Genomic DNA, 25,627 nt, shown 5'->3' with positions numbered 1-25,627 from the left:
CGCTATCGGCATGAAGGTCGTGGTCGCCGGGTCCTCCGGATTGATCGGGACGGCGCTCGTCGCGGCACTGCGCCGCGACGGGCACGAGGTGACCCGCCTCGTGCGCCGTCCCGCCCATGCCCGCGATGAATATCGCTGGGACCCGGCGCGCGGCGAACTCGACGCCAAGGCGCTACGCGGGGCCGACGCCGTGGTGAATCTCTGCGGCGCCGGCATCGGGGCGCGGCGCTGGAACGGCGGCTACAAGCAGGAGCTGCGCGACAGCCGCATCGTGCCCACCGACGTACTCTCCTCCGCGGTCGCCGCCGCGGGCGTGCCGACGCTGGTCAACGCCAGCGGCGTGCACTACTACGGCGGCGGCTCGGGCGACCGGGTGATGACCGAAACCTCCCCCGCGGGAACCGGATTCCTGGCCGGGCTGTGCCGTGACTGGGAGGCGGCCACCGCACCGGCCGCGGCCGCCGGAACCCGGGTGGTGTGCCTGCGCAGCGCGGTCGTGCTGGCCCGGCACGGCGGCATGCTCGGAATGCTGTATCCGCTCTACTTTCTGGGGCTGGGCGGCCGTCTCGGCAATGGGCGGCAATACGTTCCGTGGATCTCGCTCGACGACGAAATCGGCGCGATCCTGTTCGCGCTCGGCGATGAATCGGTATCCGGCCCCGTGAATATGGTGGGTCCCGCCCCGGTCACCAACGCCGAATTCACCCGCGCGGTGGGGCGCGCGCTGCATCGTCCCACTCCCCTGCCGGTACCCGCGTTCGCGTTGCGCCTGGCCGTCGGGGAATTCGCCGACGAAGGAATCCTGCACGGGCCCAGGGCCATTCCCACCGTCCTCGAAGCGGCGGGATATCAATTCCGGCATCCGACGATCGGCGCCGCGTTGAATGCCGTCACCGGCGGCCGGGACTGAATAAATCATCGCGCGAACGCAATTAGCGAAAGGGTGTTCGGCGCGGCCCCGGTATGTCATGCTTGATCTTGTAGTGATCGGCCCTGACCACTGACAACGGTGGGGCAGCAGAGAGAATCGGCGATCCCGATTGCCGAGTAACCCCCTGTCTGGCTCGTACCGGATGCGGGCCAGCGAAGAAATGCTGGGGTCACATCATGATCAAGACAATCATTGCCGAATTCATCGTCGCGGTAGGTCTCGTAGTCGCCGGAAACATGGTCGACCAGGTCGAGGATCCTGTTCGCTGCACACTGCACATCATCGACCCGGGCGGCCTCATGGCATGCATGGACAAGTGACCGGCACCGAGGCGCGGATCACAGCGGGAGCGTCGCTACCGTTGGCCCGGTGAGCAGTGAACCGTTCGTGCTCGCGCCCGCCGAGTTGCTGGTGCGCGACGCCCGCGTGAGTGATCTTCCGGAGATCCTGGCGATCCACAACACCGCGATCGCCGAAACCACCGCCATCTGGGATACCGAACTCGCCGATCTGGCGGAACGGGAAGCCTGGTTCGCGGCCCGGACGGCGGCGGAGTGCCCGATCCTGGTCGCCGAGATCGACGGCGCGATCGCCGGATATGCCAGCTACGGCCAGTTCCGGCCGAAGTCGGGGTACCGGTACTCGGTCGAGAACTCGGTCTACGTGGCCGATCGGTTCCACCGGCGCGGGGTGGCCAAGGCCCTGATGACCGAACTGCTGGTCCGGGCCGAGCGCGGGGGCGTGCACGCGATGATCGCGGTCATCGAATCCTCCAACCTCACCTCGGTCGCCCTGCACGAGAAGTTCGGGTTCCGGATCGTCGGGCAGATGCCCGAGGTGGGCCACAAGTTCGGCCGGTGGATGGACCTGACGCTGATGCAATTGCTGCTCGACGATGGCGTAACGTCGCTCTCGTGAGCGATAGCACGACGGCTACCGCACCGGTGCCCACCGCACCGGTACGCGGCGCCTCGGCCCGCTTCGACAGCACACCCCTGCTGGTCGAGGATCTGGGCCTGATCGAGTACACGAAAGCCTGGGACGTGCAGCGCGCCATCGCCGGCGAACGCGCCGAGGGCCGCGGCCAGGACCGGCTGCTACTGCTCGAGCATCCCTTCGTCTTCACCGCCGGGCGGCGCACCGAGGCCGCCGATCTGCCCGTGGACGGCAGCCCGGTCATCGAGGTCGATCGCGGCGGCAAGATCACCTGGCACGGTCCCGGGCAACTGGTGGGCTACCCCATCATTCGGCTCGCCGAACCGGTCGACGTGGTCAAGTACGTGCGCAGGCTCGAAGAGGCGTTGATCACCGTGTGCGCCGGGCTCGGACTGGAAACCGGTCGGGTGGAAGGACGTTCGGGCGTCTGGCTGCCCGCCTCGGACTTCCTGCCCGAGCGCAAGGTCGCCGCGATCGGCGTGCGCGTGCAGCGCGGGGTCACCCTGCACGGGATCTCGCTCAACTGCAACTCCGCCCTCGACGGATTCCAGGCCATCGTGCCGTGCGGGATTCGCGACGCCGGCGTCACCACCCTGAGCCGGGAACTGGGCCGCGAGGTCACCGTCGCGGAGGTGCGGCCGCTGGTCGCCGACGCCATCGCGCGGGCGCTGGACGGCGATTTGCCCGTTACCGAGCACACCCTGGACCGCCCGGCCGCCCCGGGGCCTGCCGAAGCGAAATGATCGCGAGCGTAGGGTGACAAGGGTGACCTCCGTCGACACCCCGACATCGAACACCCCGTCCGCGCCGGAACCGTCTGCGCCGCGTCCGGGATCCGCCGCCGCGACCTCCCCCACCGCGGGCGGGCGCAAGCTGCTCCGCATCGAAGCGCGCAACGCCGAGACCCCGATCGAGCGCAAACCGAAGTGGATTCGCACCAAGGCCACCATGGGCCCGGAGTACACCGAGCTCAAGGGTCTGGTGAAACGCGAAGGGCTGCACACGGTCTGCGAGGAAGCGGGCTGCCCCAACATCTTCGAGTGCTGGGAAGACCGCGAGGCCACCTTCCTGATCGGCGGCGAACAGTGCACGCGGCGCTGCGATTTCTGCCAGATCGACACCGGCAAGCCCGCCGCCCTCGATCGCGACGAACCGCGCCGGGTGGCCGAGAGCGTGCAGGCCATGGGGCTGCGCTACTCCACCATCACCGGCGTCGCGCGCGATGATCTCGACGACGGCGGCGCGTGGCTGTACGCGGAAACCGTGCGCGCCATCAAGCAACTCAACCCGAGCACCGGCGTCGAGTTGCTCATCCCCGACTTCAACGCCGAGCCCGATCAGCTCGCCGAGGTGTTCGCCACCCGGCCCGAGGTGCTCGCGCACAACCTCGAGACGGTGCCGCGCATCTTCAAGCGCATCCGCCCGGCCTTCCGGTACGAGCGCTCGCTCGCGGTGATCACCGCGGCGCGCGAGGCCGGCCTGGTCACCAAGTCGAATCTGATTCTCGGCATGGGCGAGACGCCCGACGAGGTCACCCGGGCCATGGCCGACCTGCACGAGGCCGGTTGCGACATCCTCACCATCACCCAGTACCTGCGGCCCTCGCCGCGGCATCATCCGGTCGATCGGTGGGTCAAGCCGGAGGAGTTCGTCGAGCATTCCGACGCGGCCAACGCCATGGGCTTCGCGGGCGTGATGGCCGGGCCGCTGGTGCGTTCGTCGTACCGCGCCGGACGGCTCTACGCGCAGGCCATGCGGCATCACGGGCGTGAGATCGCGCCGGAGATGGCGCATCTGGCCGACGAGGGCACCGCCTCGCAGGAGGCGACCAGCGTGCTCGCGCGCTACGGCTCATAGCCGCCTCTCCGCGCATTCGGGCCGGACTCGGGTATCACCGCCGTTCCGTCGGCGACCGGCGGTGAGTTGGTCGGGGTAATCGTCCGATTCGTGGACGGGACCGCCCCGGCGGTGGGAAGCTCGAAGTACCGCACTTCGACCCCGGAGCGAGCCATATGGTCGAGCGAACAACGGCGTCGGCAGGCGCCAATGGAAAATCGGTGACGGCACAACGGCCGGACGAGATACGCAATGTCGCACTCGTCGGGCACAGCGGCTCGGGCAAGACCACGCTGGTCGAAGCCCTGGCGGTCGCCACGGGGGCGGTGGTGCGGGCGGGGCGGGTCGAGGACGGCACCTCGGTCTCGGACTACGACGACATCGAGCAGCGACAACATCGCTCCGTGCAATTGTCGGTGGTGCCCATGGCGTGGGACGGGAGAAAGATCAATCTCCTGGACACCCCCGGCTACGCGGATTTCGTGGGAGAACTCAGGGCCGGTCTGCGCGGAGCGGACGCGGCCCTTTTCGTGCTCTCGGCGGCCGCCGGGGTGGAGGGCGTGAGCGGTTCGACACTGGCGCTGTGGGAGGAATGCGCGGGGGTGGAGATGCCGCGCGCGATCGTGCTCACCCATTTGGATACCGCGCGAGCCGATTTCGAGGAGATGACCGAGACCTGCCGGGACATCCTGGGCGGCGGGATCTCCGAAAGTATTCTGCCGCTGCATCTTCCCGTATACGGGGACAGGGGCGCGGACGGGCATCGGCCGGTGATCGGCCTGATCGATCTGCTGACCCAGCACGTGTACGACTACTCGGCCGGATCGCACACCGAGACACCGGCTTCGGACGAACAGCTCGCGCTCATGGCGGCGGCGCGGGATCGGCTCATCGAGGGAATCATCGCCGCGAGCGAGGACGAGACCCTGATGGACCGGTACATCGGCGGTGAGGAGATCGACCTCGAGACGCTGGTGACCGATCTGGAGAAGGCGGTCGCGCGAGGCAGTTTCCATCCGGTGCTGATCGCGGCGCCGCCGCCCGAAGGTGCGCGGCAGGGGTTGGGGACGGTCGAGATCCTCGATCTCATCACGCGCGGATTCCCCACGCCCGCAGAGCATCCGCTGTCGGCCGTCGGAGCCAACGGGCGACCCGCGGCGCTGGTGTGCGATCCCGACGCACCGTTGGCCGCGGAGATCATCCGCACCGCGTCGGACCCGTACGTCGGGCGCATGTCGGTGGTGCGGGTGTTCTCCGGGACGCTGCGGGCCGATGACACCGTGCACCTGTGCGGGCATCGCGCGGGCGGGCCGGGGACCCTCGATCACGATTCCGACGAGCGGATCGGGGCGGTGTCGGCGCCGTTCGGCAAACAGCAGCGCCCGCTCGGGCACGCCATCGCCGGCGACATCGTGTGCGTCACCAAACTGTCCCGGGCCGAGACCGGGGATACGTTGTCCGCCAAGCACTCTCCGCTGCTCATCGAACCGTGGCCGATGCCGGATCCGTTACTGCCGGTCGCGATTCGCGCGCACGGCAAGGCGGACGAGGACAAACTCTCGCTCGGGCTGGCCCGGCTCGTCGCCGAGGATCCCACCGTGCGGCTGGAGCAGAACCCCGACACCCGCCAGCTCGTGCTGTGGTGCCTGGGCGAGGCGCACCGGGACGTGGCGCTCGAGCGACTGCGGGCGCGGTTCGGGGTGCAGGTCGATGTCACCGATCATCTGGTGGCGCTGCGCGAGACGTTCGCCACCACCGCCGTCGGGCGCGGGCGGCACGTGAAACAGTCCGGCGGGCACGGGCAGTACGCGATCTGCGAGATCGAGGTCGCGCCGCTGCCCAACGGATCCGGTATCGAATTCGTGGACAAGGTCGTGGGCGGAGTCGTACCGCGCCAATTCATTCCGTCGGTGGAGAAGGGGGTGCGGGCGCAGGCCGCGCGGGGAATCAGCGCGGGGTACCCGCTCGTCGACGTCCGGGTGACGCTGTTCGAGGGGAAAGCGCACTCGGTGGATTCCTCCGACGCCGCGTTCCAGACGGCGGGCGGATTGGCGCTGCGCGAAGCGGCGGCCGCGGCGCGGCTCGAACTGCTCGAGCCGGTGGCCGAAGTGCGCGTGGTGGTTTCGGACGAGTACGTCGGGCAGGTGCTCGGTGATCTGTCGAGCCGGCGCGGGCGCGTGCTCGGGACCGAGCCGGTCGGATCGGGCCGGACCGCCATTCGCGGTGAGGTGCCGGAACTGGAGTTGCGTCGCTACGCCGTGGACCTGCGTTCGCTGGCCCACGGCGCGGCGACGTTCACCCGCACCTACAGTCGGCACGAATCCATGCCCGCGCCGCTGGCCGATGCCATGCGCGCGCAGCACACCTGCTAGGGCGCGCACGGCCGCACGCGTTGGGTGACTAACGCTCGCAGGCGATTCCGTCGTCGTCGCGATCGAGGGCGGAGCGGTAGCCCGGCTCACCGCGCAGGATCGGCGCGGCGCCCGCGTCGCGGGCCGCGGCGCAGTTCTTGTAGTAGACCTCTTCGGCCTGCGCGGACTTGGTGCCCATCAGCAGCGCGGCGACAACGATGGCGATGACGCCGAACCAGGTCAGAAACTTCTTCACTCTTCTTCTTCCACAGTCGATTCCGAATTCGAGGAGTAGTGGAACCACCCCCGCCGAGGCACCTTACCCCTCGACCACGACACCGAAGCCGGATGCCAATTCGCCCAGCCCGGCGGGGTATCCCTGGCCGACCGCGCGCAGCCGCCACACGTCGGCGCGCTGATAGATCTCGGCCAGCAGCAGGGTGCGTTCCTCGGTGGCGGCGTCCAGGGTGGCGCGGGCCAGCACACCGGCTTCGGGCCCGCCGCTGACCTCGATCTCGATCGCGCCGACCGCCCCGAACCGCGCCTCCGGGTCGTCGAGGGCGACGGCGAACACCACGCGGCGGCAGTGGTCGGGCAGGTCGTCGACGGTGAGGGTGATCGACTGCTCCCCCGGCGCGTCCACGGTCAGCACCGCGCCCGCGGTCTCGGGCTGGTTGTAGAACACGAAATCCGCGTCCCCCGTGACCTTCTCGTCCCGATCGAGCAGAAAGGCGACCAGGTCCACTTCCCAGCGCCCGTCCTGCTTCCAGGCCGCCCGCACCGTCCACGTGGTCCCGTGTCGCCCACCGGCCAGGTCCATCACCTGGCCCCGCGTCAGCTGTGCGCCCATATTCAACTGTGGCACAGCGGGTTCCCGCTTCTCGTCCATTCGCCTCGCACCCAGCACTTCCGGCCCGCACACGGGCAACCCCAACGCCCGGACCCGCTCGAACCGCGGGTCCTGTTCGGCCCCGTCCAACACGAGCACGTCGGTGACGCTCGCGGAGATGTCGACCGCGACCGACCCCCCGCATTCGACCACGCGGGCGGTGGTGTCCGCCCGCCGGGTGTGGGTTCCCCCGAGGATGAGGAAGCGCCGCCCGGTGAGCGGGCCGCGGGGCGCCGAGTCGGGAGCCCTCGTAGCACCTGCCACGCATTCGGGCGTCGGCGGTGGTTCGGTTGTCTCGGTATGGCTCGATTCCGACGCGGCGACGGGCAGGGGCTCCTCGGTGTGAGACGGCGCGGACCGGGATGGCGACGGCGTGGGAGCCGGGTCGCCGGGCGCGCTCTTCGGCAGGCCCGGGCCGATGTCGGCCAACAGGGCGAGGAATTCGGCTTCGGTGATCATCGGCGTGCCATGTTCGGCGGCGGCGCGGGTCTTTCGGCTCCGGGCGTTCGGATCGTTGGTCACCAGCAGGCTGGTGCGGCGACTGACCGCGGTGGTCACGTCCAGGCCCGCGGCCTCCGCGCGGGCGAGCAGCTCCGCGCGATCGATCGCCGTATCGCCGGTGAACGCGACCTTCATGCCCTGGATCAGGCGGTTGTCGAACCGGCCGGGATAGCTGAACGAGCAGGGAATCTTGCGGGTGGTGCGCTCGATCGGGAAACGGCTCGGGCGGTCGGCGCCACCGGTGCGCGGGCGGATCAAGGGCAGTGCCACACCCAGTCGGCCCGCGTCGGCCATGAGACCGTGCAGCACGCCCGCCAGGACCCGGGTGTCGTCGAGGGCATCGTGCGCTCGACGCTGCGGTACCCCGTAGTGGGCGGCGAGGGTGCCCAGCTTGAAGTTCTCCGTGGGCGGGGAGATACGGCGAGCGAAGGCGAGGGTGCACAGCTGTCGCTCGACCGGGAGCACCGCACCCGCGCGGGTGAACTCCTCCGCCAGGAACCCGTGGTCGAATGTCGCGTTGTGCGCGACCATGACCCGCCCGTGCAACAGCTCCGCCAGGCGCGCCCGCACCGCATCGAATCGCGGTGCGCCCCGCAGCTTCTCGCGCGTCAGCCCGTGAATCCGCACCGGCCCCGGGTCGCAGCCCGGGTCGAGCAGGGTGTGGAACTCCTCCACGATGCGACCGTCGTCGGCCAATGTCAGCGCCGCCACCGACAGCACCCGATCCCGGGCGCGATGCAGGCCCGAGGTCTCCACATCCACGAGCGTGAACGAACCGAATCCGGTGGTGGATTCGCAGGTTGTGTCGCGTGTGATCGGATTCCCCCTCGACTCGAATGTGACTCGCGCGCTGGAGAAATCACGCTTCGAGCGCTCGCCGTTACGACACGGCGTGCACACCCGATGACACGCCGCAGGACCCGGGCGACTGCGGCCCCTGGAGTACAGGTCAGCTGTGGCAGCGGAGGCAGGGTGGGGGCCGTCACGCAAAGGGACGATCGAGGAGCGGCAGGACGTGGGTGCGGGGGCCGGCAAGTGGCTCAGAACCGGGCAATTGGGTTGGGGGTGGATTTGGGGGGTGCGGGGGCGGGATTCGGATCAATGGGGCGGGGCGCGCTGGATCCCGTCGCGAACCAGCGCATACCGGGCCACTATCCTGGGGGGCATGGCAGCAGGTAAGGGCGGCAACGCTCCGTCGAAGGAAGCGAAGGCCGCGGCTAAGGCGGCGCGCAAACAGGCGTCGAAGGAGCGTCGCCAGCAGCTGTGGCAGGCGTTCCAGATGCAGCGCAAGGAAGACAAGGCGCTGCTGCCGCTGATGATCGGCGCGCTGGTCGGCGTCACCGCGCTGTTCCTGGTGATCGGACTGGTCTTCGACCTGGGCTGGTTCCTGCTGCCGATCGGCATCCTTCTCGGCGCGCTCGCGGCGTTCATCCTGTTCGGGCGGCGGGTGCAGAAGAACGTGTACGCCAAGGCCGAGGGGCAGGCGGGCGCGGCCGCGTGGGTCCTGGACAACCTGCAGGGCAAGTGGCGGGTGACCCCGGGCGTGGCGGCCACCACCCAGCTCGACGCGGTGCATCGCGTGGTCGGCCTACCCGGCGTGGTGCTCGTCGCCGAGGGCTCGCCCTCGCGGGTGAAGTCGCTGCTGGCGCAGGAGAAGAAGAAGGTCGCGCGGCTGGTCGGCGACACGCCGATCTACGACGTGATCATCGGCACCGAGGGCGACCAGATTCCGCTCAAGGATCTGCAGCGCTACCTGACCAAGCTGCCGCGCAACATCGACGCCAAGCGCATCGACGTCATCGAGGGCCGCTTGTCCGCGCTGGCCACCCGCGGCGGACCGGCGCTGCCGAAGGGTCCGCTGCCGGGCGGGGCGAAGATGAAGGGCGTGCAGCGCTCGATTCGCCGCCGCTGACACCACACTTCCCACGAGGCCCGCGTCCGGATCCGGACGCGGGCCTTTTGCTGTCCGCACAACTCGATCTCCGTGCGTGCGAAACCCGACTCCGAAACGGAGTCGACCGCCCGGTTCCGGTAGCCGAAACGGAGCGCCGGTAACCGGCCGATCCGATGCCCTACCCCCTCCGCCCGCGTCCCGTCCGGGCGCGGGCTTCGCCGTCTCGCACCGCAAAACCGGTGCTCAGCACCTATTCGCTTGGCCTCCTTCGATTCTCGGGAAAAAAATTCACGAGATCGGGAATGCCTTCGGCTCGGCTAACCTTCTAACTATCGATAGCCGGTTAGAACGCCTGACCGGCACCGACCGAAGGACGACGCCATGACCACCGTGCAGCACCACACCGTCGAGATTCAGGGCCGCGAGATCTTCTACCGGGAGGCCGGCGACCCGGCGAATCCCACCATCGTGCTGTTGCACGGATTCCCCAGCAGCTCGGCCATGTTCCGCAACCTGCTGCGCGACCTCGGCGACGCCTACCACCTGATCGCACCCGACCACCTGGGCTTCGGGCAGTCCGCCATGCCGGCGGTCGACGAGTTCGAGTACAGCTTCGACGCGCTGACCGCGATCACCGAGGAACTGCTCGACACCCTCGGCCTCGACCGGTTCGCGCTGTACATCCAGGACTACGGCGCGCCGATCGGGCTGCGCATCGCCGCCCGCCATCCCGAACGGGTCACCGCGCTCATCTCCCAGAGCGGCAACGCGTATCTCGAAGGCTTCACGCCCTTCTGGGACGTGCTGTTCGCCCACGCGAAGGACCGCGCCGCCAACGAGTCCGCCGTCCGCGAACTGCTCGAGCGTCCCGCCACCGAATGGCAGTACACGCACGGTGTTCCGGCCGACCGCCTGGCGCTCGTCAGCCCCGACACCTGGACCCTGGATCAGGCGTACCTGGATCGCCCGGGCAACAAGGAGATCCAGCTCCAGCTGTTCTGGGACTACCAGTTCAACCTCGACGGCTACCCGGCCTTCCAGAAGTACTTCGCCGAGCACCGGCCGCCGACCCTGATCACCTGGGGCGCGAACGACGAGATCTTCGGCGCCGACGGCGCCCGCGCCTACCTGCGCGATCTCCCCGACGCGGAGGTGCACCTGCTGGACGCGGGCCATTTCGCGCTGGAGACGCACGGCGCGGAGATCGCGGCGCTCATCCGCGACTTCCTGGGTCGCACGCTGGGGTGACGGCTGCCGGGCGTGCTGTTCCGCGTGGGGGCCGCCCGCGCGGGCTCAGCAGGCTGGGCGCTGCGGCGGCACAGGGCATCTCCGCCGCCGAGCGCACCGGTCGCGGACCGATCTCCGCTCGACCACGTGCAACCTCGGCGCGCGGCGGTTCGTGTTCGATCGCGGGGAGCGAGGCTCGGCGGGCACGGGCCGGGGCGTGGTGATCGTGGTGAGTGCGGCGGGCGCGCCCGGGAATCTGGCGCCCGAATTCGCCCGATCGACGCTGAATCACCAGGTTTCCCGAGCCGCCGACCTACTCATCCGGCACGGGCAGGCACAGTGACGCGCCCTCGCCCAGGTCCAGCCAGCGGCCCGCGGGGGTGACCGTCAACCGCAGCACCACCGCCGAGCAGTGCGAGCAGCGCGCCACCGCGCCGGGGCAGTTCATGAACACCAGGGCACGAGCCAGGGGTTCGACGGCGCCGCAGCAGCCGCAGCGGCAGCCGTGGGCGACGGGGTCGACGGTGAAGATCTCGGCGAGCAGCCCGGCCAGGACGTTGCCGTCCAGGTGGCCGGGTGCGGAGGTCGCGTCTGCGGACATGGTCAGCTCCCCGTCGGTCCGAAGCGTTCGGTTCTGATCGCGGCCGGATCGTGCCCGGCGGAAACCAGTGCGGTGGCGGCGAATTCGACGAACGGCGTCGGGCCGCAGACGTAGCAGGTGGTGTCCGAGGCGGGCGGCAGCGCGTGCGCGGCGATCTCCGCGGCGGTCAGCCGGGCCGGGACCCGAGGATCGCCCGGCGGCGCGGTGCGGGTGTAGGCCAGGAACAGCTCGATCCCCTCCGTGGCGCCGGAGTCCTGGTCCGCGGAAGCGAAGGGCGCGCGCTCGCGCAGTGGGGTCAGCTCGTCCCGGTAGTAGAGATCGTCGGGGGTGCGCAGGGAGTACAGCAGCCGAAAAGCACTGGGGTTCGGCGAGTTTCGACGGGCGCGCAGCATCGCTGCCAGCGGGACGATGCCCGAGCCGCCCGCGATGAGCGTCGCCGGTCCCCCGGCCTCGGGATCCCAGACGAACCAGCCGCCGACCGGTCCCCGGACCTCGACGAGCGCGCCGACCGGGAAGATGTCCACGAGATAGCCGGACACCTCGCCGTTGGGCACGCGCTGAATGGTCACCTCGATCTCGTCACCGCGGGCCGGCGCGGCGAGCGAGTAGCTGCGCTCGGCCCGGTAGCCGTCGGGCGCGGTGAGCCGGATATCGAGGTGCTGGCCCGGAAGATGCCCGGGCCAGCCCGGAACCCGCAGGGTCAGGGTGCGCGCGGTGTCGGTCTCGAGGCGGTCGGCGATGAGTTCGGCGGGCTGCCAGCGCATCAGTCGTCCCGGTAGCGCTGTTCGCGCCAGGGGTCGCCGTAGCTGTGATAGCCGGCTGTTTCCCAGAAGCCGGGCTCGTCGTAGTCGTGCAGGCGAATGGACCTGACCCACTTCGCGGATTTCCAGAAGTACAGGTGCGGGACCAGCAGCCGGGCCGGGCCACCGTGCTCGGGATCCAGATCCGCGCCGTCGAAGGTGTGCACGATCCACGCTTTGCCGTCGGTCAGATCCTCGAGCGGCAGGTTGGTGGTGTAGCCGCCGTAGCTGGTGATGTACGCGAATTCGGCGTCGGTGACGACGTTTTCGAGCAGCGTGTCCAGGCTCACGCCCTGCCAGACGGTGTCGAGCTTGGACCAGCGGGTGACGCAGTGGATGTCGACGTGCGGGCGCTGCTGGGCCAGCGACATGAATTGCGGCCAGCTCCAACTGTATTGGCGGCCGGTCTCGTTGGTGATGGAGAACTGCCAGCGGTCCAGATCGACGGACGGGGTGGGGCCCGCCGACAGGACCGGGAAGTCCTCGGTCAGGTACTGGCCGGGCGGCAGGCGATCGTCCTGCGGGCGCGGGCGTCCCTGAAATCCTGGCGAGAAGGTACTCATGCGATCCCTCCGGACTGCCGTCGGTGGCACTGCACGCTGGGCCTGGTACTCGGACAGACTACGCCCGGAAGGTCCGGAATTCCGGATGAACCGGACCTAACGGTCGCTCAGTACGAGGGTGCGGCCGCTCGCTCGGCGCGAGTCACGGTCGCCGATGCGGCCCACGGTCACCCGGCTCGAATCAGCGCACATGCCTGCCGAGGAAGGCGACCACCTCGGGCGTGATCGTCCGCCAGTACTCCTCGGTGTGCCCGCCGGGGCTGATGCGGCCCACCTCCAGCGGTGCGGCGCCGATGAACTGCCGGCAGCCCTCGACGAACTTGTCGCGGTCACCCACCCAGACGCCGGTCGGGGCCGGACCCTGCTTGTCGATGTTGCGCAGCGGGTCCAGCGCCGTCCACTCCTCGTGACTGCTGAAGGCGTTGCGCTTGCTCATCTCGTCCCAGGAGGTGATCAGACCCGGTGAGATCGCGGCGATCGCGTTGGCCGGGCGGCCCCGCTCGTTGCGCCGGCGACCGTACAGCAGCGAGCCGAAACCACCCATGGAGATGCCGGTGCACGCGAACGGCTCGCCCACCGGACCACCGAGACGGCGCTCGCTGAGCCAGTGCGGAACCTCGTCGGTGAGCATGCGCATCGGGTCGTCGTTCACGTTGCGCTGATGCCAGTAGCTGTCGCCGCCGTCCACGGCGAGAAAGCCGAAGGCCGGGACCAGTCGCGCGGCGACGGCGACCGCCAGCACCTCGGCGAGCCCGCCGACCGCGGCGCTGCGGGCATTGCCGTGCAAACCGTGTAGCAGCAACGACATCGGCAGGCCCTCGTGCGGAACGCCGGGCGGGAGGATGGCGACCACGTCCACGTCGCGCCCGCGCGCGGCCGAGTACAGGCGCTCGGTGCGGATCAGCGGGTCGATGCCGAACACGGTATGCGCCACGTCGTTGTCCGGGGCGGCCTGCACGCCGGTGCCCACCGCGGCGGCGGCCGTCGCCACGCCGAGTAGTCCCGCTGTCGCCAGGATGGAACGCCTGCTGAACCTGCGCGCGACACGCCGGTCGGCAGCCTCATGGCTCGTCGAGCCCATCGAATCCTCCATCAGCACATCAACAGCTATCTGCCGTGGCGCGCGCTCGAGCAGCACTCCACGGCAGATGCTCTGCACCATACCGACCCAAAACAACACACGGTGAACGCTTGGCTACGTACAGAGGTCCCCCTGAACACCACTTTTCGGCCTCGACCGGGAGTTATGGCGCAAACACCGCAATTCTAATCTGCGAGCACCGAATGGACCCGCAGGTCAAGCAGGTGTCAGGGAAAAGATCGAAGGAATTCAGCTGCGGCTCAGGCTGGTTCAGCGACTGTAGACCAAGCCGGTGCCCGTGGCCCGGTCGTGCATGCCGCGGCCGTTGGCATCGGTGAACAGGGCCGGGATCACGAAAATCAGGATGAGCTGACGCACGAGCGCGCGGATGAAACCCACCGGGGCGTCGGCGTCGACGCGGGACACGCGGATGCGTAGGAAGTACTGGCCGGGCGTGAAGCCGAACAGCGTCACCCCTAGCAGGCCGATGCCGAACCAGACGAAGATGTTGTAGTTCACCAGCTCGCCCGCGATGAGCGTGAAGCGCGAGGGGATCTCCTGATCGGGATAGTTGCTGATGAACTTCGCGACCAGCGCGTCGCCGTTGGGGCGAACGATGATGGCGGTCAGGCCCAGGGCGATGAACCAGTCCAGGATGAACGCGGGCACGCGCCGGACCATCGGGGCGAGCGCGCCCACGCCGGACTTGGGCAGACCGAGGTCCTTGCCCTGGTAATCACCGGGGGCCTCGTCGCGGGGTTCGCCGTTCGGGCCGGACAGCCAGGAGCCGGTGATGCGTGACATGCCCCCACCTTATTCGGCCCGCGAGGGCCGCCGAACACCCCCGGTGCCCGCGCATCCCATCGAGCGAGACACGTCACGCGCGCGGCGCCCCGAGATGCGGGACGCGGCGATCGGTGCGAGGCTACGAAACACAGGGGTACACCGGCGTGACCGGAAAGTAACCGGGGCGAGGCGCGTGCGGTGAGGATTCTCACGGCGACCGGCCGCGACACGATGAGACCCCTGTCTTTTGGGGCCCTTACCTGCGCTTCGACCGAGGTCGGTGGCAGGATATCGGTGCTGGTCGAACGCCACACGGCGGTCGGTCTAGGCGAATTCCACCCCGTGGGAGACCGCCGAACACCCGCCCAGCTGTACGTGTAACACTGGCGAAACACAGCCTTGATTGCGGGGAAACACCGCGTCCATACCGTCTGGTCGCGACGAACCCATGCAGTTGAACTGGCTGGGAACCGATCCGTAAGGAGTACTAAGTGGCGTTCAGCACGGCCGACGAGGTCATCAAGTACATCAAGGAGGAGGAGGTCGAGTACGTCGATATTCGTTTCACCGACCTCCCCGGTGTGCAGCAGCACTTCTCGATCCCGGCGAAGGCCTTCACGGCCGATCTGGCTGAAGAGGGTCTCGCGTTCGACGGCTCGTCCGTGCGCGGCTTCCAGTCGATCGACGAGTCGGACATGCTGCTGCTCCCCGACTTCAGCACCGCCCGGCTGGATCCGTTCCGTGCCGCGAAGACTGTCAACCTGAACTTCTTCGTCCACGACCCGTTCACCCGCGAGGCCTACTCCCGCGACCCGCGCAACATCGCGCGCAAGGCCGAGGAGTACTTGAAGTCGACCGGCATCGCCGACACCTGCTACATCGGTGCCGAGGCCGAGTTCTACATCTTCGACTCGATCCGCTACGACTCGGGCATGAACGGCTCGTTCTACGAGATCGATTCGGTGTCCGGCTCCTGGAACACCGGCAAGGAATTCAACCTCGACGGCACCCGTAACCGTGGTTACAAGGTCCGCAACAAGGGTGGTTACTTCCCGGTCGCCCCGTACGACCACTACGTGGACCTGCGCGACAAGATCTCGACCAACCTGCAGAACGCGGGCTTCGAGCTCGAGCGCGGCCACCACGAGGTCGGTACCGCCGGTCAGGCCGAGATCAACTACCGCTTCAACACGCTGCTGGGCGCCGCTGACGACCTGCAGCTGTTCAAGTACATCGTGAAGAACACCGCGTGGCAGGAAGGCAAGTCCGTCACGTTCATGCCGAAGCCGCTGTTCGGCGACAACGGCTCGGGCATGCACGCCCACATGTCGCTGTGGAAGGACGGCAAGCCGCTGTTCCACGACGAGGCCGGCTACGCGGGCCTGTCGGATCTGGCGCGTCACTACATCGGCGGCATCCTGCACCACGCCCCGTCGCTGCTGGCGTTCACCAACCCGACCGTCAACTCGTACCACCGTCTGGTGCCGGGCTACGAGGCCCCCATCAACCTGGTGTACTCGCAGCGCAACCGCTCGGCCGCGGTTCGCATCCCGATCACCGGCTCGAACCCGAAGGCCAAGCGCATCGAGTTCCGCGCGCCGGACTCCTCGGGCAACCCGTACCTGGCCTTCGCCGCCATGATGATGGCCGGCCTGGACGGCATCAAGAAGAAGATCGAGCCCCTCGCTCCGGTCGACAAGGACCTCTACGAGCTTCCCCCCGAGGAGGCCAAGAACATCCCGCAGGCCCCCACCTCGCTGGCGTCGGTCATCGACAAGCTCGAGGAAGATCACGAGTACCTCACCGAGGGCGGCGTGTTCACCGAGGACCTGATCGAGACCTGGATCGACATCAAGCGCAACCAGGAGATCGCCCCGGTCAACCTGCGCCCGCACCCGTACGAGTTCGAGCTCTACTACGACGTCTAAATCGTCTGTGTAGCACACGGTCTCGTGAGGCCCCATCCGCTCCGGCGGGTGGGGCCTCGCCCGTTTTCCGGGTGTCGCAGGGGACAGATTCGCCCGTAGCCTCGGCTCCATGCACGAGACGCTGACGGAGCACGCCCGCTGCTTGTTCCGGGACGAACACGGCCCGACGCCGCGATGTGAACGGGAGCATCGCGAGCACTACTTCGTCGAGGAACTGACCTTCGCCGCCGCCGACGAGATCGTCGGAATGCTCCACGAGCTGTGCCCGCAAATCGTGGACGGGCACCTGCCGGTCTGGGCTCGAAACCTGGCCTACCGGCTCGCGATCCTGCAGCGACCGAATGATTCTGCGCTGCTACGCGAAGCGGCCGACAGTCTGTATCTGCACGGACCCGATTGGGACGAGGTGGCCGCAGACCTGCGCCGCCGCGCTGATCAATTGGATGCCGCCGATTGACGGTATTCCTCCACAGAGGATGGCCGGTATGAGGAAAGAGGAAAAGACAAGTCCCCGGGCACCCGAGCGATCAGCGGCATGAGCGCGCATCGGCTGAGGCGTTGGCAAGGCCGATCAAAGCTCGGTCGGCTCGACCCGGTTCTGCGTCTCAGGGGGCAGGCGCACAGTGCCTTTCGCAATGTCCACTCCGAATGGATCAGCACCGCTGTCGAGCTGCTCACCACGCAGTTCGCGGCTTCGAATCTCCTGCTGCGTGTGCTGGCTCGATGGAGCGAACAGAGCTTGCATCTCTCCGAAAAGGCCCGCCACCCCGCCGGAGCCGAACTTTCCGCGAGGAGCGACCCAGCCTCGAACCTCGGCCAACACGAACAACCGGTCCAGCACCACTGCGAATACAACGATGCCTACTACCATCCACACCAACGGCATATCCACCCCTTGACGTCCGCAGCCTCGACGGTACCCCGCCCCTGCCGACCGGTGTCGCCACCCGGAACATCCGCGGCCCTGCGCTGGCTCGACGAACGCATGGCGGGGCAGCCCGCGCCGGACGGCTGCTCGACGCGCACGGTGACCTCGATGGCCGTCGACGGCGCCTGACACGAAAACCACCGTGTAGCAACCACTCTCACGACGCCCCATCCGCTCCGGCGGGTGGGGCTTCGTCCGTTTCCGGCCTCGAATCAGGCAGTCGCTTCGTTTCAGAACCGCAGGCTTGACGGTTACAGTCCGTATACTTATAGTTACGCGCTGTATAGTTAGAGTGACGGCAGTCACGCAAGCAGCACGAAGGACGCCATGGCGACCAGCAGGACCGTTCCACCGCAGGAACCCACCGGAAGCTCGGAGGGCGCGGCGGCCGGCGTGCCCACGTACGCGTGGCGACTCGTCGCCCTGCTCGCGGTGGCGAACGTGTTGAACTTCTACGACCGAGCCCTCCCGACGATCGTCGCCGAGGACATCAAGGCCGAATTCGCGCTCAGTGACACCCAACTCGGTGTGCTGATGAGCGGGTTCACGGTCGTGTACGCGCTGGCGGGAATCTGGCTGGGGCGCATGGCCGATCGGCGGTCGCGGCGGGTGATCATGGCGGGCGGACTCGTGGTGTGGAGCCTGCTCACCGCGGCCAGCGGCGGAGCGTGGAGCTTCGCGGCGCTGCTGATCTTCCGGCTCGGGGTCGGGGTCGGGGAAGCGTCGTACGCCCCGGCCGCCAACGCCACCGTGTTCGACATGTTCCCGGTCGACAAGCGTTCCAAGGCAACGGCGATGCTGCAGCTCGGGCTGCCGCTGGGCCTGCTGCTGGCGTTCTTCACCACCGGCCCGCTGGTTGAGGCGTCCGACTCCTGGCGCACGCCTTTCTATTTCGCCGCGATCCCCGGGCTGGTGGTCGCCGCGCTGCTGCTCGTCGTCCCGATGCCCGAGCGCGCGTCCGCCACCGCACAGCAGCTCGCGGCCGAACGCGGCGGCCGGGCGCTGCGGGACCTGCTGCGTATCCCGACGATGTGGTGGCTGATCCTGGCCGGCATCGGCCTGCAGATCAGCACCTATTCGGTGGCCACCTTCCTGGTTCCGTTGCTGCAGCGCTACTTCGGGCTGAGCCTGTCCGAGGCCGGGACCGGCGCCGGTCTCGTGATGGGCGTCGCGGGCCTGGCCGGTCTGCTGATCGCGGGACCGATCGCGGACCGGGCACGGCGGCGCTCGTCGGCCGCCCGGCTCGCGGTGGCCGCCATCGGCATGGCGGTCGCGGCCCCGCTCGCGTGGGCGGCTTTCGGCCTGTCGCCGCGCAGCGCGGTCGCCTTCGTCCTGCTGCTGTCGCTCGCGTCGGTCCTGATCAACATGGTGCAGCCGGTCGCGTTGCCCGCGGTCTCGGAGATCGTCGAGGCGCGCCGGCGCGCCTCAGCTGTAGCGATCTACTTCGGCGCGTTCTATCTTCTCGGCGGCGCGTTCGGCCCGGTCCTGACCGGTGCGCTGTCGGAGCATTTCGCCGACCGCGCCACCGCCACCGCCGAGATCACCGCGTCGGCCTTCGGCCTGCACGCGAGCATGGGGTGGCTGATTCCCCTGTCCTGCTTGACCTGTGCGCTCGGCGTCGCCGGCGCCATGACGACCATCGAGCGCGATCGCCGCAGGGCCGCGCAAAGGGAGGCAACCGCATGACGAACCGTCACTCCGTCCGATTCGCTGTGGCGCGAACGGGTTTCACGGCCGCCCTCGCGGTCGCGCTGACCGGCGTCGCCGCCGCGCACGCGACTCCCGAGCCGCAGGGCTACGACCGCACCGCGGTCTTCCACGGAGACGCGGGCGCGGTGAGCTACCAGGTGCACGTTCCGCCCGCGCACTCCCCCGGCCGCGCCCTGCCCCTGGTGGTCGCGGTGCACGGCTGCGGCATGACGGGTTTCACGCTGAACTCGATGAAGGACATGACCGACCTCAACGCGCTGGCCGACCGCGAGGGCTTCCTGGTGGTCTACCCGTCCCAGGATCTGGCGCGCGGCCTGCGCCTGAACTGCTGGAACGGCGACGACGCCGCCCATCAGCGCCGGGGCGAGGGCGAGCCGGCGCTGATCGCGGGCCTCACCGAACGGGTGATCGCGGAGTACGGCGCCGACCGCTCCCGCGTGCACGTGCTCGGCGCGTCGTCCGGCGCCGGCGTCGCGGTGATCATGGCGGTCACCTACCCCGATGTCTACGCCTCCGCGATGTCGATGGCCGGCGCCGAGTACAAGATCAACGAAGCGGGCCGGGACGCGGCGGGCAAACTCGACCCGGTGCATCTCGGGCCCGTCGACACCGCGCAGCGGGCCTTCGCCGAGATGGGACCACGAGCGCGCGCGGTTCCGCTCATGGTGGTTCAGGGCGACCAGGACACCACCGTGCCACCGCATTTCGCCACGCGCCTGGTCACGCACTGGGCGGCGATCGACGATCTCGCGATGACCGGCGGGCTCGACGGCCCGGTCGATGACATCCCGGAGTCGGTCGAGCAGGTCGACAACCCGGACCAGCATCCGTACACGTACTCGAAGTACCACGCGCAGGGCGCGGACACCTCGCTGATCGACTACGTCCTGGTGTCCGGCATGGCCCATCGCTGGCCCGGCACCGGTTCCGGTCCGCTCGTCGACAACGCGGGCCCCGATCTCGCGGCCCTGTGGTGGGATTGGGCGAAGACCCGGAGCATGCCGTGATCACGGGCATCGCGGGCGCGCCGGCGTCGGGCAGACTGACCGGCGTGGACACTCCGGCACCCCAGCGACGCACCCGCATGTCCCGCGAAGCCCGCGCGGCCCAGCTGCTCGACATCGCCGAGCATCTGTTCGCCACCCGCGGCTTCGAGGGCACCTCGATCGAGGACATCGCCCGCGAGGCGGGGGTGACGCGCCCGATCGTCTACTCGCACTACCAGAGCAAGGATGTGATCCTGCTCGAGTGCGCGCGCCGCGCTCGCGCGGAGCTGGAGTCCCGTATCCGCGAGCCCGAGGTACTCATCGAGGCGGGCGCGGGCATCGAGGCGGTGATGCAGCGCGCGGGCGAGATCCTGTTCGAGCTGCTCGAGCGCGACCCGCGCCGCTGGATGGCGCTGTTCAATCCCAGCGCGGCGCTCACCCCCGAGCTCGCCGAGCAGCTGACCGAACTGCGCCGCAAGACCATCGAGCGCATCGCCGAGATGGTCGCGCACTTCTCCGGCGGCACCGCGATCGACACCCCGTTCGCCTACGCGATCAGCGGCGTCGGTGAACAGCTCGGGCGGTGGTGGATCGCCAATCCCGAGGTACCCAAGGACCACGTCGTCGCGCTCTACCGCGACTTCATCACCGGCGGCCTGGCCAATCGGCTGGGTACGGAACGGAGTGAGAAATGACCACCACCGCAACGACATTCGGCGAGGTACTCGCCGAACACGCGGCGGCGCGGCCGGATTCCCCGGCCGTCACCTGTGGCGCGGACACCCGCACCTGGGCCGAGCTGGACCGCGACAGCAACCGGCTGGCCCGCACGTGGACTCGGTTGGGCGTCACCCCCGGCGCCTACGTCTCGATCATGCTCGAGAATTCCCCCGCGTTCATGACCGCGGCGTTCGCGGCCTGGAAACTCGGCGCCGTGCCGCAGCCCCTGTCCGCGCGGATCACGCCGGCGGAGCTGGATGCCATTCTCGCGGTGGTGGATCCGGCCGGCGTGGTGGGACTGCCCGACGGCCTCGGCCCGGACGCCGCGAACCGGGTCCGGTTGCCGGCGGTCGCCGACCCGGCCGACTCGGCGGACCCGCTGCCGCTGCGCATCTCCCCCGCGTGGAAGGCTCCCGCCTCGGGCGGCAGCACCGGCCGGCCCAAGGTGGTCGTGGCGGGCAACGCCGCGGTGCTCGGCGAGGTCATCGGATTCGCCGACGTGCTGGGCATTCCCGGCGAGGGTGTGGTGGCGGTTCCCGGGCCGCTGCATCACAACGCGCCGTTCATGTTCGCGGCGCTGGCGCTGCTGCGCGGCTCGCACGTGGTGCTGCAGGGCCGCTTCGACGCGCGAAACCTGCTGGCCGACATCGTCTCCCATCGAGTGCAGTGGCTCTACGCGGTGCCCACGATGATGCAGCGCGTTTGGCGGCTCGATCCGGAGGTGCGCGACGCCTACGACCTGTCCACGCTGGATCTGGTGGTGCACATGGCCGCGCCGTGTCCGGCCTGGCTCAAGCGGGCCTGGATCGACTGGCTCGGTGGCGAGCGGATTCTCGAGATCTACGCGGGTACCGAGGCGCAGGCGGCCACCGCGATCACCGGTGACGAGTGGCTCGAGCATCCGGGCTCGGTCGGGCGCGCGGTGCTCGGGGAGATCACGGTGCTCGGTCCCGGCGGCGAACCGCTGCGGCCCGGCGAGGTGGGTGAGGTGTGGGTCCGCCGGGGTGCGGGAGCTCCGGCCTCCTACACCTATCTCGGTGGCGATGCCCGGGCCCGCGCGGGCGGCTGGGAGTCGCTCGGCGATCTCGGCAGTCTCGACGAGGACGGCTACCTCTACCTCACCGATCGCAACACCGATCTCGTGCTCGTGGGCGGTTCCAACGTCTATCCCGCCGAGGTCGAGGCGGCCCTGGCCGAGCATCCCGATATCGCCGACGCGTGCGTGATCGGCCTGCCGCACGAGGACCTCGGCGCGGCGCCGCACGCGATCGTGCAGGCGTCGGCGGCGCTCGACTTCGACTCCGTCCTGGCGTTTCTGCGGGAGCGGCTCTCGCCCTACAAACTGCCGCGGAGCCTGGAGATCGTCGACCACCCGCTGCGCGACGACGCCGGGAAGGTGCGCCGCTCCGCCTTGCGCGCCCAGCGGCTCGACCGGGCGGACGGTGCCGTCGGCGATCGGTGACGCTACGGAATCGACGGTCCTATCGCCGTCAAGGGTGCCTGGCGGCAATTAGGGGCAGATGTCCGATACCGCCGGGTAAGCGGCGCTGGCAGCATTGCCGACTTCATCCCTGCAATGTGAGGAGTCGGTACTGATGAGAAATCTCCGGAATTCCGTGTCGGCCGCGATCGCGCTGAGCGCGGCCGGTGTGGTGCTCGGGGCACCGCAGGCGTCGGCCGAGATCGGTGCGCGCGTGGTGATCGCGGGCGGTGGGCTCAGCAACGGGTTCGGAACGGGCTGCACGTACCAGGTGGTGGCGACCGGCAACACCGGCGCGGGCATGGAATTCTTCGACAACGGCGTCCGGTTCGCCGCGACCGAGGGCAGCGACGCCCCGAAAACCCACGTGGCCAACTGGATTCCGGCCACCGTCGGAACCCATGCCATCGAGGTCACCCAGGGCGGCGAGTCGAAGGTCATCATGCTGACGGTCGGCACCGGAATCAACGGCGGCAGTTCCTGCCTGGTCATCTAGCCGGCAGCGGGCGCCCTCGCCGATTCAGCCCCGCGGTGCGGGGTTGATCGTGTCGCCGTCCCAGCTGAGGTCGGAATCCTCGGCGATCTCGAAGGCTTCGAATCCGTTGTCGGCCAGGACCGCGTCGATCAGCGCCCGGTCTCCCGCGACGATCGTGAAATCGAAGTCGATCTCGGTGGCCACGACCCAGGCGTGATCGGCGGGCCAGAGCAATTGCGGTGTGACCCCGGGGAAGTCCGGCGTCCAGCCCAGGCCCGCGGTGAAAACCCAGGCGGGGTCGGCGAGTTCGGCGAGGCCGGTGTCGAACAGCAGGAAATCACGGCCGGGCCAGCGCAGGAACGGCCCGGCCGTGGCCGCCCGCTCCACCTCCGGTGCGACCGAGGCGGCGAGTTCGGCCGCGACGCGCGTGCGCTCGTCGTCGAGGTCGCGAGGATCACCGTCGGTGGCGACGACCAGGAGCGTGCCGCCGGCGGAATCGAACTGGCCGAAGCCGTTCCAGACCCCGGCGGTCACCTCGTCCGGCGTCGCGGTGGCGGCGCGGAGATGGACGGTGAGCGCGGCGAGCAGGCTCGGGTCGAACCAGCCTTCCTCGCTCTGCCCCACCGACCAGCCGTCGGCGAACGACATCGCCGCCTCGTCCTCACCGTCGGTCAGGTTGCGCCACTGCACCAGCGGATGCATGACCCCGCCGTTGCGCGCGGCGACTTCGGCCCACGGCCAGCGCGCCTCCTCCACGATCGCGGGCATACCCCACTCGTCGATGACCGTGCCGTCGCGACGGGTCGCCTCCACCGGGTGCAGGATGCGCGCGTACGCCTCGAAACCGGTGCCGGCGACGCTCCCCGGCCCGTTCTCGCCGACCCGTGCCAGGAGCCGGTCGCCGCGCGCGACGTCGGTGGTGAGTTTCACTCCACCAGCCTAGGCAGCGATGGGCGGCGACGCCCCGGCCGCGCGTCAGGAGGCGGCACGGCGGATGTACAGCGACTGGGTGGCCCGGGCCACGAGTGTGCCGGTGGCGGAGCGGATTTCGGTGACATGGGTGGTGATCGACTTCTCGCCGCCCGCGGTGGCCGCGCGAATCGCGTCGAGCTCCGGCGCGGGCAGGGTCATGGTGGCGGTGAGGGTGCCGTGGCCGGGTGCGAGGAAGTCGATGGAGCCGGTGGTGTTCCAGATGCGATAGCCGGGCCCGAGCTGACGACCGGCCATGACCGCGTAGAACGGGTCGGTCATGGCGAAGAGGGTGCCGCCGAAGGCGGAGCGGTTCACGTTGCAGTTCCAGGGGCGGACGCGGTGGGTGACGCGCACCCAGGTCCAGTCGGGAGCCACCTCGCGGACGCGGACCCCGGCGAACAGGAACGGCGGATACGAGCTCATGAACAACGGGAACAGCTTCGGGCCGACGGGTATCGACCGCGCGCCGCGCGGGGCGGGCGCACGCTCGGTGCCGGGACGGGAATCCGGTGGGGTCGACACAGCGGCAACGCCTTTCGGGTGACTGGGCAGGCGGTTCAGCGTAGCGCCGGGGTGGCGCGCGGCGCGGTGCCCAGGAACGACGGGACGCAGGTGACCCGATTCCATTGCGGCCGTGCCACATCCACGTCGGCGGTCAGGTTCGCGGGCGCGGGTCCGACGATCGCGTGGGCGTTGGTGCCGATGATGCCGAACGAGCTCACCCCGGCGAGCGGTCCGGACTCCGCCGGGGACCACACCGCGCTCTGCCCGGAGATCCGGATATCGGCGCCCTCCAGGTCGATGCGCGGGTTCAGAGTCCTGAAGTTCGCCACCGGCGGCACGGTGCGCTCCCGCAGGCACAGCAGCGCCTTGAGCACGCCGACCACGCCCGAGGCCGCCTCCAGGTGACCGAGATTGGCCTTGGCGGACCCGACATGTAGTGCCCTGCCGCCGTTTCGAGCCCCGAGCGCGGCGACGATCGCGTTCACCTCGATGGGATCCCCGAGCGCGGTGCCGGTGCCGTGCGCTTCCACGAGCCCGATGTCCGCGGCCGTGCGGCCCGCGTCGGCCAGCGCGGTCTCGATCACCCGGCGCTGCGCGTCGGCGTTGGGCGCGGTGAAGCCCGAGGAGCGGCCGTCCTGATTGATCGCGGTGCCGTGCAGCACGCCGAGCACCCGGTCGTTGTCGCGTTCGGCGTCGGCGAGCCGTTTCAGCACGATCATGGCGCAGCCTTCGCCGCGCACGTAGCCGTTGGCGCGCGCATCGAATGTCTTGCAGAGCCCGTCGGGCGCGAGGGATCCGGTGTGGTTGATCGCCCGGGTCGACCCCGGGGACAGCACCAGATTGACCCCGCCGGCCAGTGCGATATCGGATTCGCCGCGCCGCAGCGATCCGACGGCGTGATGGATCGCCACCAGCGAGGAGGAGCACGCGCTGTCGAATGCCACGGCGGGGCCGGTGAATCCGAAGGTGTAGGCGATGCGCCCGGCGGCGAAGCTGTGCCCGTTGCCCAGCGCCCAGTGCGCGTCGGTCTGCTGGCGGGCCCAGTCGGCGTAGTCGTGGCGGCCGGTGATGCCGACGAACACCGAGACGATCTCCGCGCGCGCCCGGGCGGGGTCGATGCCCGCGTGCGCCATGGCTTCCCAGGACACCTCGAGCAGCAGCCGGTGCTGCGGGTCGATGGCCTGTGCCGCGCGCGGGCTGATGCCGAAGAACTCCGGGTCGAAGTCGAGGGCGTCGTCGATGAAGCTGCCCCGCGACGGGAGCATGTCCCACTCGTCCTCGAAGGGCCAGCGCCGGTGAAAGGGCATGTCGGCGATGAGGTTGCGGCCCTGGGACAGGACGTCCCAGTAGCCGTCGAGGTCGTCGACGCCGGCGCCGAGCCGCAGCCCGGCGCCGACGATGGCGATCGGGCCGCTCGAATCCCGTTCCGCCAGTTGGGCGCGCAGCTGTTTGATGGTCTGGGTGGCGCGGCGCAGCGCGGCGCCTTCGGCCGCGCGTGGGCTGGGGTTGTCCATGAGTGTTCTCCTGA

At 69.3% G+C, this 25,627-nt stretch carries 26 protein-coding genes; 15 read left to right on the top strand and 11 right to left on the bottom strand.

Translation table 11 applies throughout. The annotated features are described in order from the left end of the window. The first annotated feature begins 10 nt into the window (after positions 1–10). The 6 genes from ACWDOP_RS31175 (at position 11) to ACWDOP_RS31150 (ending at position 6,075) form a co-directional block, all read left to right on the top strand. On the top strand, positions 11–910 hold the full coding sequence (locus ACWDOP_RS31175) for a TIGR01777 family oxidoreductase (protein ID WP_456347912.1): 900 nt from the start codon (positions 11–13) through the stop codon (positions 908–910). 197 nt (positions 911–1,107) lie between these two features. After that, positions 1,108–1,251 (top strand): hypothetical protein, encoded by a 144-nt coding sequence (locus ACWDOP_RS31170; protein WP_454201063.1) that lies wholly within the window; start codon positions 1,108–1,110, stop codon positions 1,249–1,251. Positions 1,252–1,336: 85 nt separating this feature from the next. After that, the gene (locus tag ACWDOP_RS31165) at positions 1,337–1,849 is read left to right on the top strand and encodes an N-acetyltransferase family protein (RefSeq protein ID WP_456347933.1); all 513 of its coding nucleotides are present in this window, start codon (positions 1,337–1,339) and stop codon (positions 1,847–1,849) included. 26 nt (positions 1,850–1,875) lie between these two features. Then, entirely contained in the window at positions 1,876–2,610 is a 735-nt protein-coding gene (gene lipB, locus ACWDOP_RS31160; RefSeq protein ID WP_456347932.1) for a lipoyl(octanoyl) transferase LipB, read from the top strand. A gap of 22 nt (positions 2,611–2,632) precedes the next feature. Continuing rightward, positions 2,633–3,724 (top strand): lipoyl synthase, encoded by a 1,092-nt coding sequence (lipA, locus tag ACWDOP_RS31155; RefSeq protein WP_454201064.1) that lies wholly within the window; start codon positions 2,633–2,635, stop codon positions 3,722–3,724. A 155-nt stretch (positions 3,725–3,879) separates the two neighbouring features. Beyond that, on the top strand, positions 3,880–6,075 hold the full coding sequence (locus ACWDOP_RS31150; RefSeq protein WP_456347911.1) for an elongation factor G-like protein EF-G2: 2,196 nt from the start codon (positions 3,880–3,882) through the stop codon (positions 6,073–6,075). 28 nt (positions 6,076–6,103) lie between these two features. On the opposite strand, the gene ACWDOP_RS31145 is transcribed toward ACWDOP_RS31150, so the two are convergent. Both ACWDOP_RS31145 and ACWDOP_RS31140 read right to left on the bottom strand, forming a co-directional pair. Continuing rightward, positions 6,104–6,310 carry an excalibur calcium-binding domain-containing protein gene (locus ACWDOP_RS31145; protein ID WP_454201066.1) on the bottom strand — a complete coding sequence of 69 codons (207 nt, stop codon included), beginning with the start codon at positions 6,308–6,310 and terminating at the stop codon, positions 6,104–6,106. A 63-nt stretch (positions 6,311–6,373) separates the two neighbouring features. Next, a complete protein-coding gene (locus ACWDOP_RS31140; protein WP_456347910.1) occupies positions 6,374–8,206 on the bottom strand; it encodes a TerD family protein in 1,833 nt (610 codons plus the stop codon). Positions 8,207–8,609: 403 nt separating this feature from the next. Here ACWDOP_RS31140 and ACWDOP_RS31135 point away from each other — a divergent pair, with 403 nt between their 5' ends. Together ACWDOP_RS31135 and ACWDOP_RS31130 are read left to right on the top strand one after the other, a co-directional pair. Then, a complete protein-coding gene (locus tag ACWDOP_RS31135) occupies positions 8,610–9,356 on the top strand; it encodes a DUF4191 domain-containing protein (protein ID WP_456347909.1) in 747 nt (248 codons plus the stop codon). A 363-nt stretch (positions 9,357–9,719) separates the two neighbouring features. After that, positions 9,720–10,586 carry an alpha/beta fold hydrolase gene (locus ACWDOP_RS31130; RefSeq protein WP_456347908.1) on the top strand — a complete coding sequence of 289 codons (867 nt, stop codon included), beginning with the start codon at positions 9,720–9,722 and terminating at the stop codon, positions 10,584–10,586. A 292-nt stretch (positions 10,587–10,878) separates the two neighbouring features. On the opposite strand, the gene ACWDOP_RS31125 is transcribed toward ACWDOP_RS31130, so the two are convergent. The 5 genes from ACWDOP_RS31125 to ACWDOP_RS31105 all read right to left on the bottom strand — a co-directional run bounded on the left by ACWDOP_RS31125 (position 10,879) and on the right by ACWDOP_RS31105 (position 14,414). Then, positions 10,879–11,166 (bottom strand): DUF6510 family protein, encoded by a 288-nt coding sequence (locus tag ACWDOP_RS31125; RefSeq protein ID WP_456347907.1) that lies wholly within the window; start codon positions 11,164–11,166, stop codon positions 10,879–10,881. A 2-nt stretch (positions 11,167–11,168) separates the two neighbouring features. Continuing rightward, positions 11,169–11,930: a ferredoxin reductase gene (locus tag ACWDOP_RS31120; RefSeq protein ID WP_456347906.1), complete on the bottom strand. Its 762-nt coding sequence runs from the start codon at positions 11,928–11,930 to the stop codon at positions 11,169–11,171. Further along, positions 11,930–12,529, bottom strand: a complete 600-nt coding sequence (locus ACWDOP_RS31115; RefSeq protein WP_454201072.1) for a sulfite oxidase-like oxidoreductase — start codon at positions 12,527–12,529, stop codon at positions 11,930–11,932. Before ACWDOP_RS31115 ends, ACWDOP_RS31120 begins: the two co-directional genes overlap by 1 nt. A gap of 181 nt (positions 12,530–12,710) precedes the next feature. Continuing rightward, on the bottom strand, positions 12,711–13,709 hold the full coding sequence (locus tag ACWDOP_RS31110) for an alpha/beta hydrolase (protein WP_456347905.1): 999 nt from the start codon (positions 13,707–13,709) through the stop codon (positions 12,711–12,713). Between the two features lie 171 nt (positions 13,710–13,880). Continuing rightward, the gene (locus tag ACWDOP_RS31105) at positions 13,881–14,414 is read right to left on the bottom strand and encodes an RDD family protein (protein ID WP_456347904.1); all 534 of its coding nucleotides are present in this window, start codon (positions 14,412–14,414) and stop codon (positions 13,881–13,883) included. A gap of 473 nt (positions 14,415–14,887) precedes the next feature. Between ACWDOP_RS31105 and glnA the strand changes: the two genes are divergently transcribed. Both glnA and ACWDOP_RS31095 read left to right on the top strand, forming a co-directional pair. After that, positions 14,888–16,324, top strand: a complete 1,437-nt coding sequence (gene glnA, locus ACWDOP_RS31100; protein WP_454201075.1) for a type I glutamate--ammonia ligase — start codon at positions 14,888–14,890, stop codon at positions 16,322–16,324. A 109-nt stretch (positions 16,325–16,433) separates the two neighbouring features. Then, positions 16,434–16,781, top strand: coding sequence for a hypothetical protein (locus tag ACWDOP_RS31095; RefSeq protein ID WP_456347903.1), 348 nt, complete (start codon positions 16,434–16,436; stop codon positions 16,779–16,781). 114 nt (positions 16,782–16,895) lie between these two features. Here the strand turns inward: ACWDOP_RS31095 and ACWDOP_RS31090 are convergent, their stop codons facing one another. Then, positions 16,896–17,210 carry a DUF6191 domain-containing protein gene (locus ACWDOP_RS31090; RefSeq protein WP_456347902.1) on the bottom strand — a complete coding sequence of 105 codons (315 nt, stop codon included), beginning with the start codon at positions 17,208–17,210 and terminating at the stop codon, positions 16,896–16,898. 369 nt (positions 17,211–17,579) lie between these two features. On the opposite strand from ACWDOP_RS31090, the gene ACWDOP_RS31085 reads away from it, so the two are divergent. From ACWDOP_RS31085 to ACWDOP_RS31065, 5 genes are all read left to right on the top strand, one after another. Next, a complete protein-coding gene (locus tag ACWDOP_RS31085; protein ID WP_456347901.1) occupies positions 17,580–18,938 on the top strand; it encodes an MFS transporter in 1,359 nt (452 codons plus the stop codon). Next, positions 18,935–19,969, top strand: a complete 1,035-nt coding sequence (locus ACWDOP_RS31080) for an extracellular catalytic domain type 1 short-chain-length polyhydroxyalkanoate depolymerase (RefSeq protein WP_456347900.1) — start codon at positions 18,935–18,937, stop codon at positions 19,967–19,969. Before ACWDOP_RS31085 ends, ACWDOP_RS31080 begins: the two co-directional genes overlap by 4 nt. Continuing rightward, positions 19,966–20,643, top strand: coding sequence for a TetR/AcrR family transcriptional regulator (locus ACWDOP_RS31075; RefSeq protein ID WP_456347899.1), 678 nt, complete (start codon positions 19,966–19,968; stop codon positions 20,641–20,643). The genes ACWDOP_RS31080 and ACWDOP_RS31075 overlap by 4 nt, the downstream gene beginning before the upstream one ends. Further along, positions 20,640–22,130 carry an AMP-binding protein gene (locus ACWDOP_RS31070; RefSeq protein ID WP_456347898.1) on the top strand — a complete coding sequence of 497 codons (1,491 nt, stop codon included), beginning with the start codon at positions 20,640–20,642 and terminating at the stop codon, positions 22,128–22,130. Before ACWDOP_RS31075 ends, ACWDOP_RS31070 begins: the two co-directional genes overlap by 4 nt. A gap of 133 nt (positions 22,131–22,263) precedes the next feature. Next, positions 22,264–22,644, top strand: a complete 381-nt coding sequence (locus ACWDOP_RS31065) for a hypothetical protein (RefSeq protein ID WP_456347897.1) — start codon at positions 22,264–22,266, stop codon at positions 22,642–22,644. 24 nt (positions 22,645–22,668) lie between these two features. On the opposite strand, the gene ACWDOP_RS31060 is transcribed toward ACWDOP_RS31065, so the two are convergent. The 3 genes from ACWDOP_RS31060 to ACWDOP_RS31050 are packed head-to-tail and all read right to left on the bottom strand — an operon-like array spanning position 22,669 to position 25,613. Continuing rightward, entirely contained in the window at positions 22,669–23,553 is an 885-nt protein-coding gene (locus ACWDOP_RS31060; protein ID WP_456347896.1) for a hypothetical protein, read from the bottom strand. Between the two features lie 45 nt (positions 23,554–23,598). Next, positions 23,599–24,117 (bottom strand): DUF4442 domain-containing protein, encoded by a 519-nt coding sequence (locus ACWDOP_RS31055; RefSeq protein ID WP_456347895.1) that lies wholly within the window; start codon positions 24,115–24,117, stop codon positions 23,599–23,601. 35 nt (positions 24,118–24,152) lie between these two features. Then, the gene (locus ACWDOP_RS31050) at positions 24,153–25,613 is read right to left on the bottom strand and encodes a beta-ketoacyl [acyl carrier protein] synthase domain-containing protein (RefSeq protein ID WP_456347894.1); all 1,461 of its coding nucleotides are present in this window, start codon (positions 25,611–25,613) and stop codon (positions 24,153–24,155) included. Positions 25,614–25,627 lie beyond the last annotated feature (14 nt).

The sequence above is a fragment of the Nocardia sp. NPDC003693 genome (assembly GCF_053981095.1).
The sequence above is the reverse complement of the archived record's forward strand: the minus strand, read 5'-3'. Positions and strand labels throughout refer to the sequence as shown.

What these genes read in the sequence shown, in the direction of transcription:
- ACWDOP_RS31175 (WP_456347912.1), top strand. Translation starts at nt 11, where the DNA reads ATGAAGGTCGTGGTCGCCGGGTCCTCCGGATTGATCGGGACGGCGCTC.
- ACWDOP_RS31170 (WP_454201063.1), top strand. Translation starts at nt 1,108, where the DNA reads ATGATCAAGACAATCATTGCCGAATTCATCGTCGCGGTAGGTCTCGTA.
- ACWDOP_RS31150 (WP_456347911.1), top strand. Translation starts at nt 3,880, where the DNA reads ATGGTCGAGCGAACAACGGCGTCGGCAGGCGCCAATGGAAAATCGGTG.
- ACWDOP_RS31135 (WP_456347909.1), top strand. Translation starts at nt 8,610, where the DNA reads ATGGCAGCAGGTAAGGGCGGCAACGCTCCGTCGAAGGAAGCGAAGGCC.
- ACWDOP_RS31130 (WP_456347908.1), top strand. Translation starts at nt 9,720, where the DNA reads ATGACCACCGTGCAGCACCACACCGTCGAGATTCAGGGCCGCGAGATC.
- ACWDOP_RS31125 (WP_456347907.1), bottom strand. Translation starts at nt 11,166, where the DNA reads ATGTCCGCAGACGCGACCTCCGCACCCGGCCACCTGGACGGCAACGTC.
- ACWDOP_RS31120 (WP_456347906.1), bottom strand. Translation starts at nt 11,930, where the DNA reads ATGCGCTGGCAGCCCGCCGAACTCATCGCCGACCGCCTCGAGACCGAC.
- ACWDOP_RS31115 (WP_454201072.1), bottom strand. Translation starts at nt 12,529, where the DNA reads ATGAGTACCTTCTCGCCAGGATTTCAGGGACGCCCGCGCCCGCAGGAC.
- ACWDOP_RS31105 (WP_456347904.1), bottom strand. Translation starts at nt 14,414, where the DNA reads ATGTCACGCATCACCGGCTCCTGGCTGTCCGGCCCGAACGGCGAACCC.
- ACWDOP_RS31095 (WP_456347903.1), top strand. Translation starts at nt 16,434, where the DNA reads ATGCACGAGACGCTGACGGAGCACGCCCGCTGCTTGTTCCGGGACGAA.
- ACWDOP_RS31090 (WP_456347902.1), bottom strand. Translation starts at nt 17,210, where the DNA reads ATGCCGTTGGTGTGGATGGTAGTAGGCATCGTTGTATTCGCAGTGGTG.
- ACWDOP_RS31085 (WP_456347901.1), top strand. Translation starts at nt 17,580, where the DNA reads ATGGCGACCAGCAGGACCGTTCCACCGCAGGAACCCACCGGAAGCTCG.
- ACWDOP_RS31080 (WP_456347900.1), top strand. Translation starts at nt 18,935, where the DNA reads ATGACGAACCGTCACTCCGTCCGATTCGCTGTGGCGCGAACGGGTTTC.
- ACWDOP_RS31070 (WP_456347898.1), top strand. Translation starts at nt 20,640, where the DNA reads ATGACCACCACCGCAACGACATTCGGCGAGGTACTCGCCGAACACGCG.
- ACWDOP_RS31065 (WP_456347897.1), top strand. Translation starts at nt 22,264, where the DNA reads ATGAGAAATCTCCGGAATTCCGTGTCGGCCGCGATCGCGCTGAGCGCG.
- ACWDOP_RS31050 (WP_456347894.1), bottom strand. Translation starts at nt 25,613, where the DNA reads ATGGACAACCCCAGCCCACGCGCGGCCGAAGGCGCCGCGCTGCGCCGC.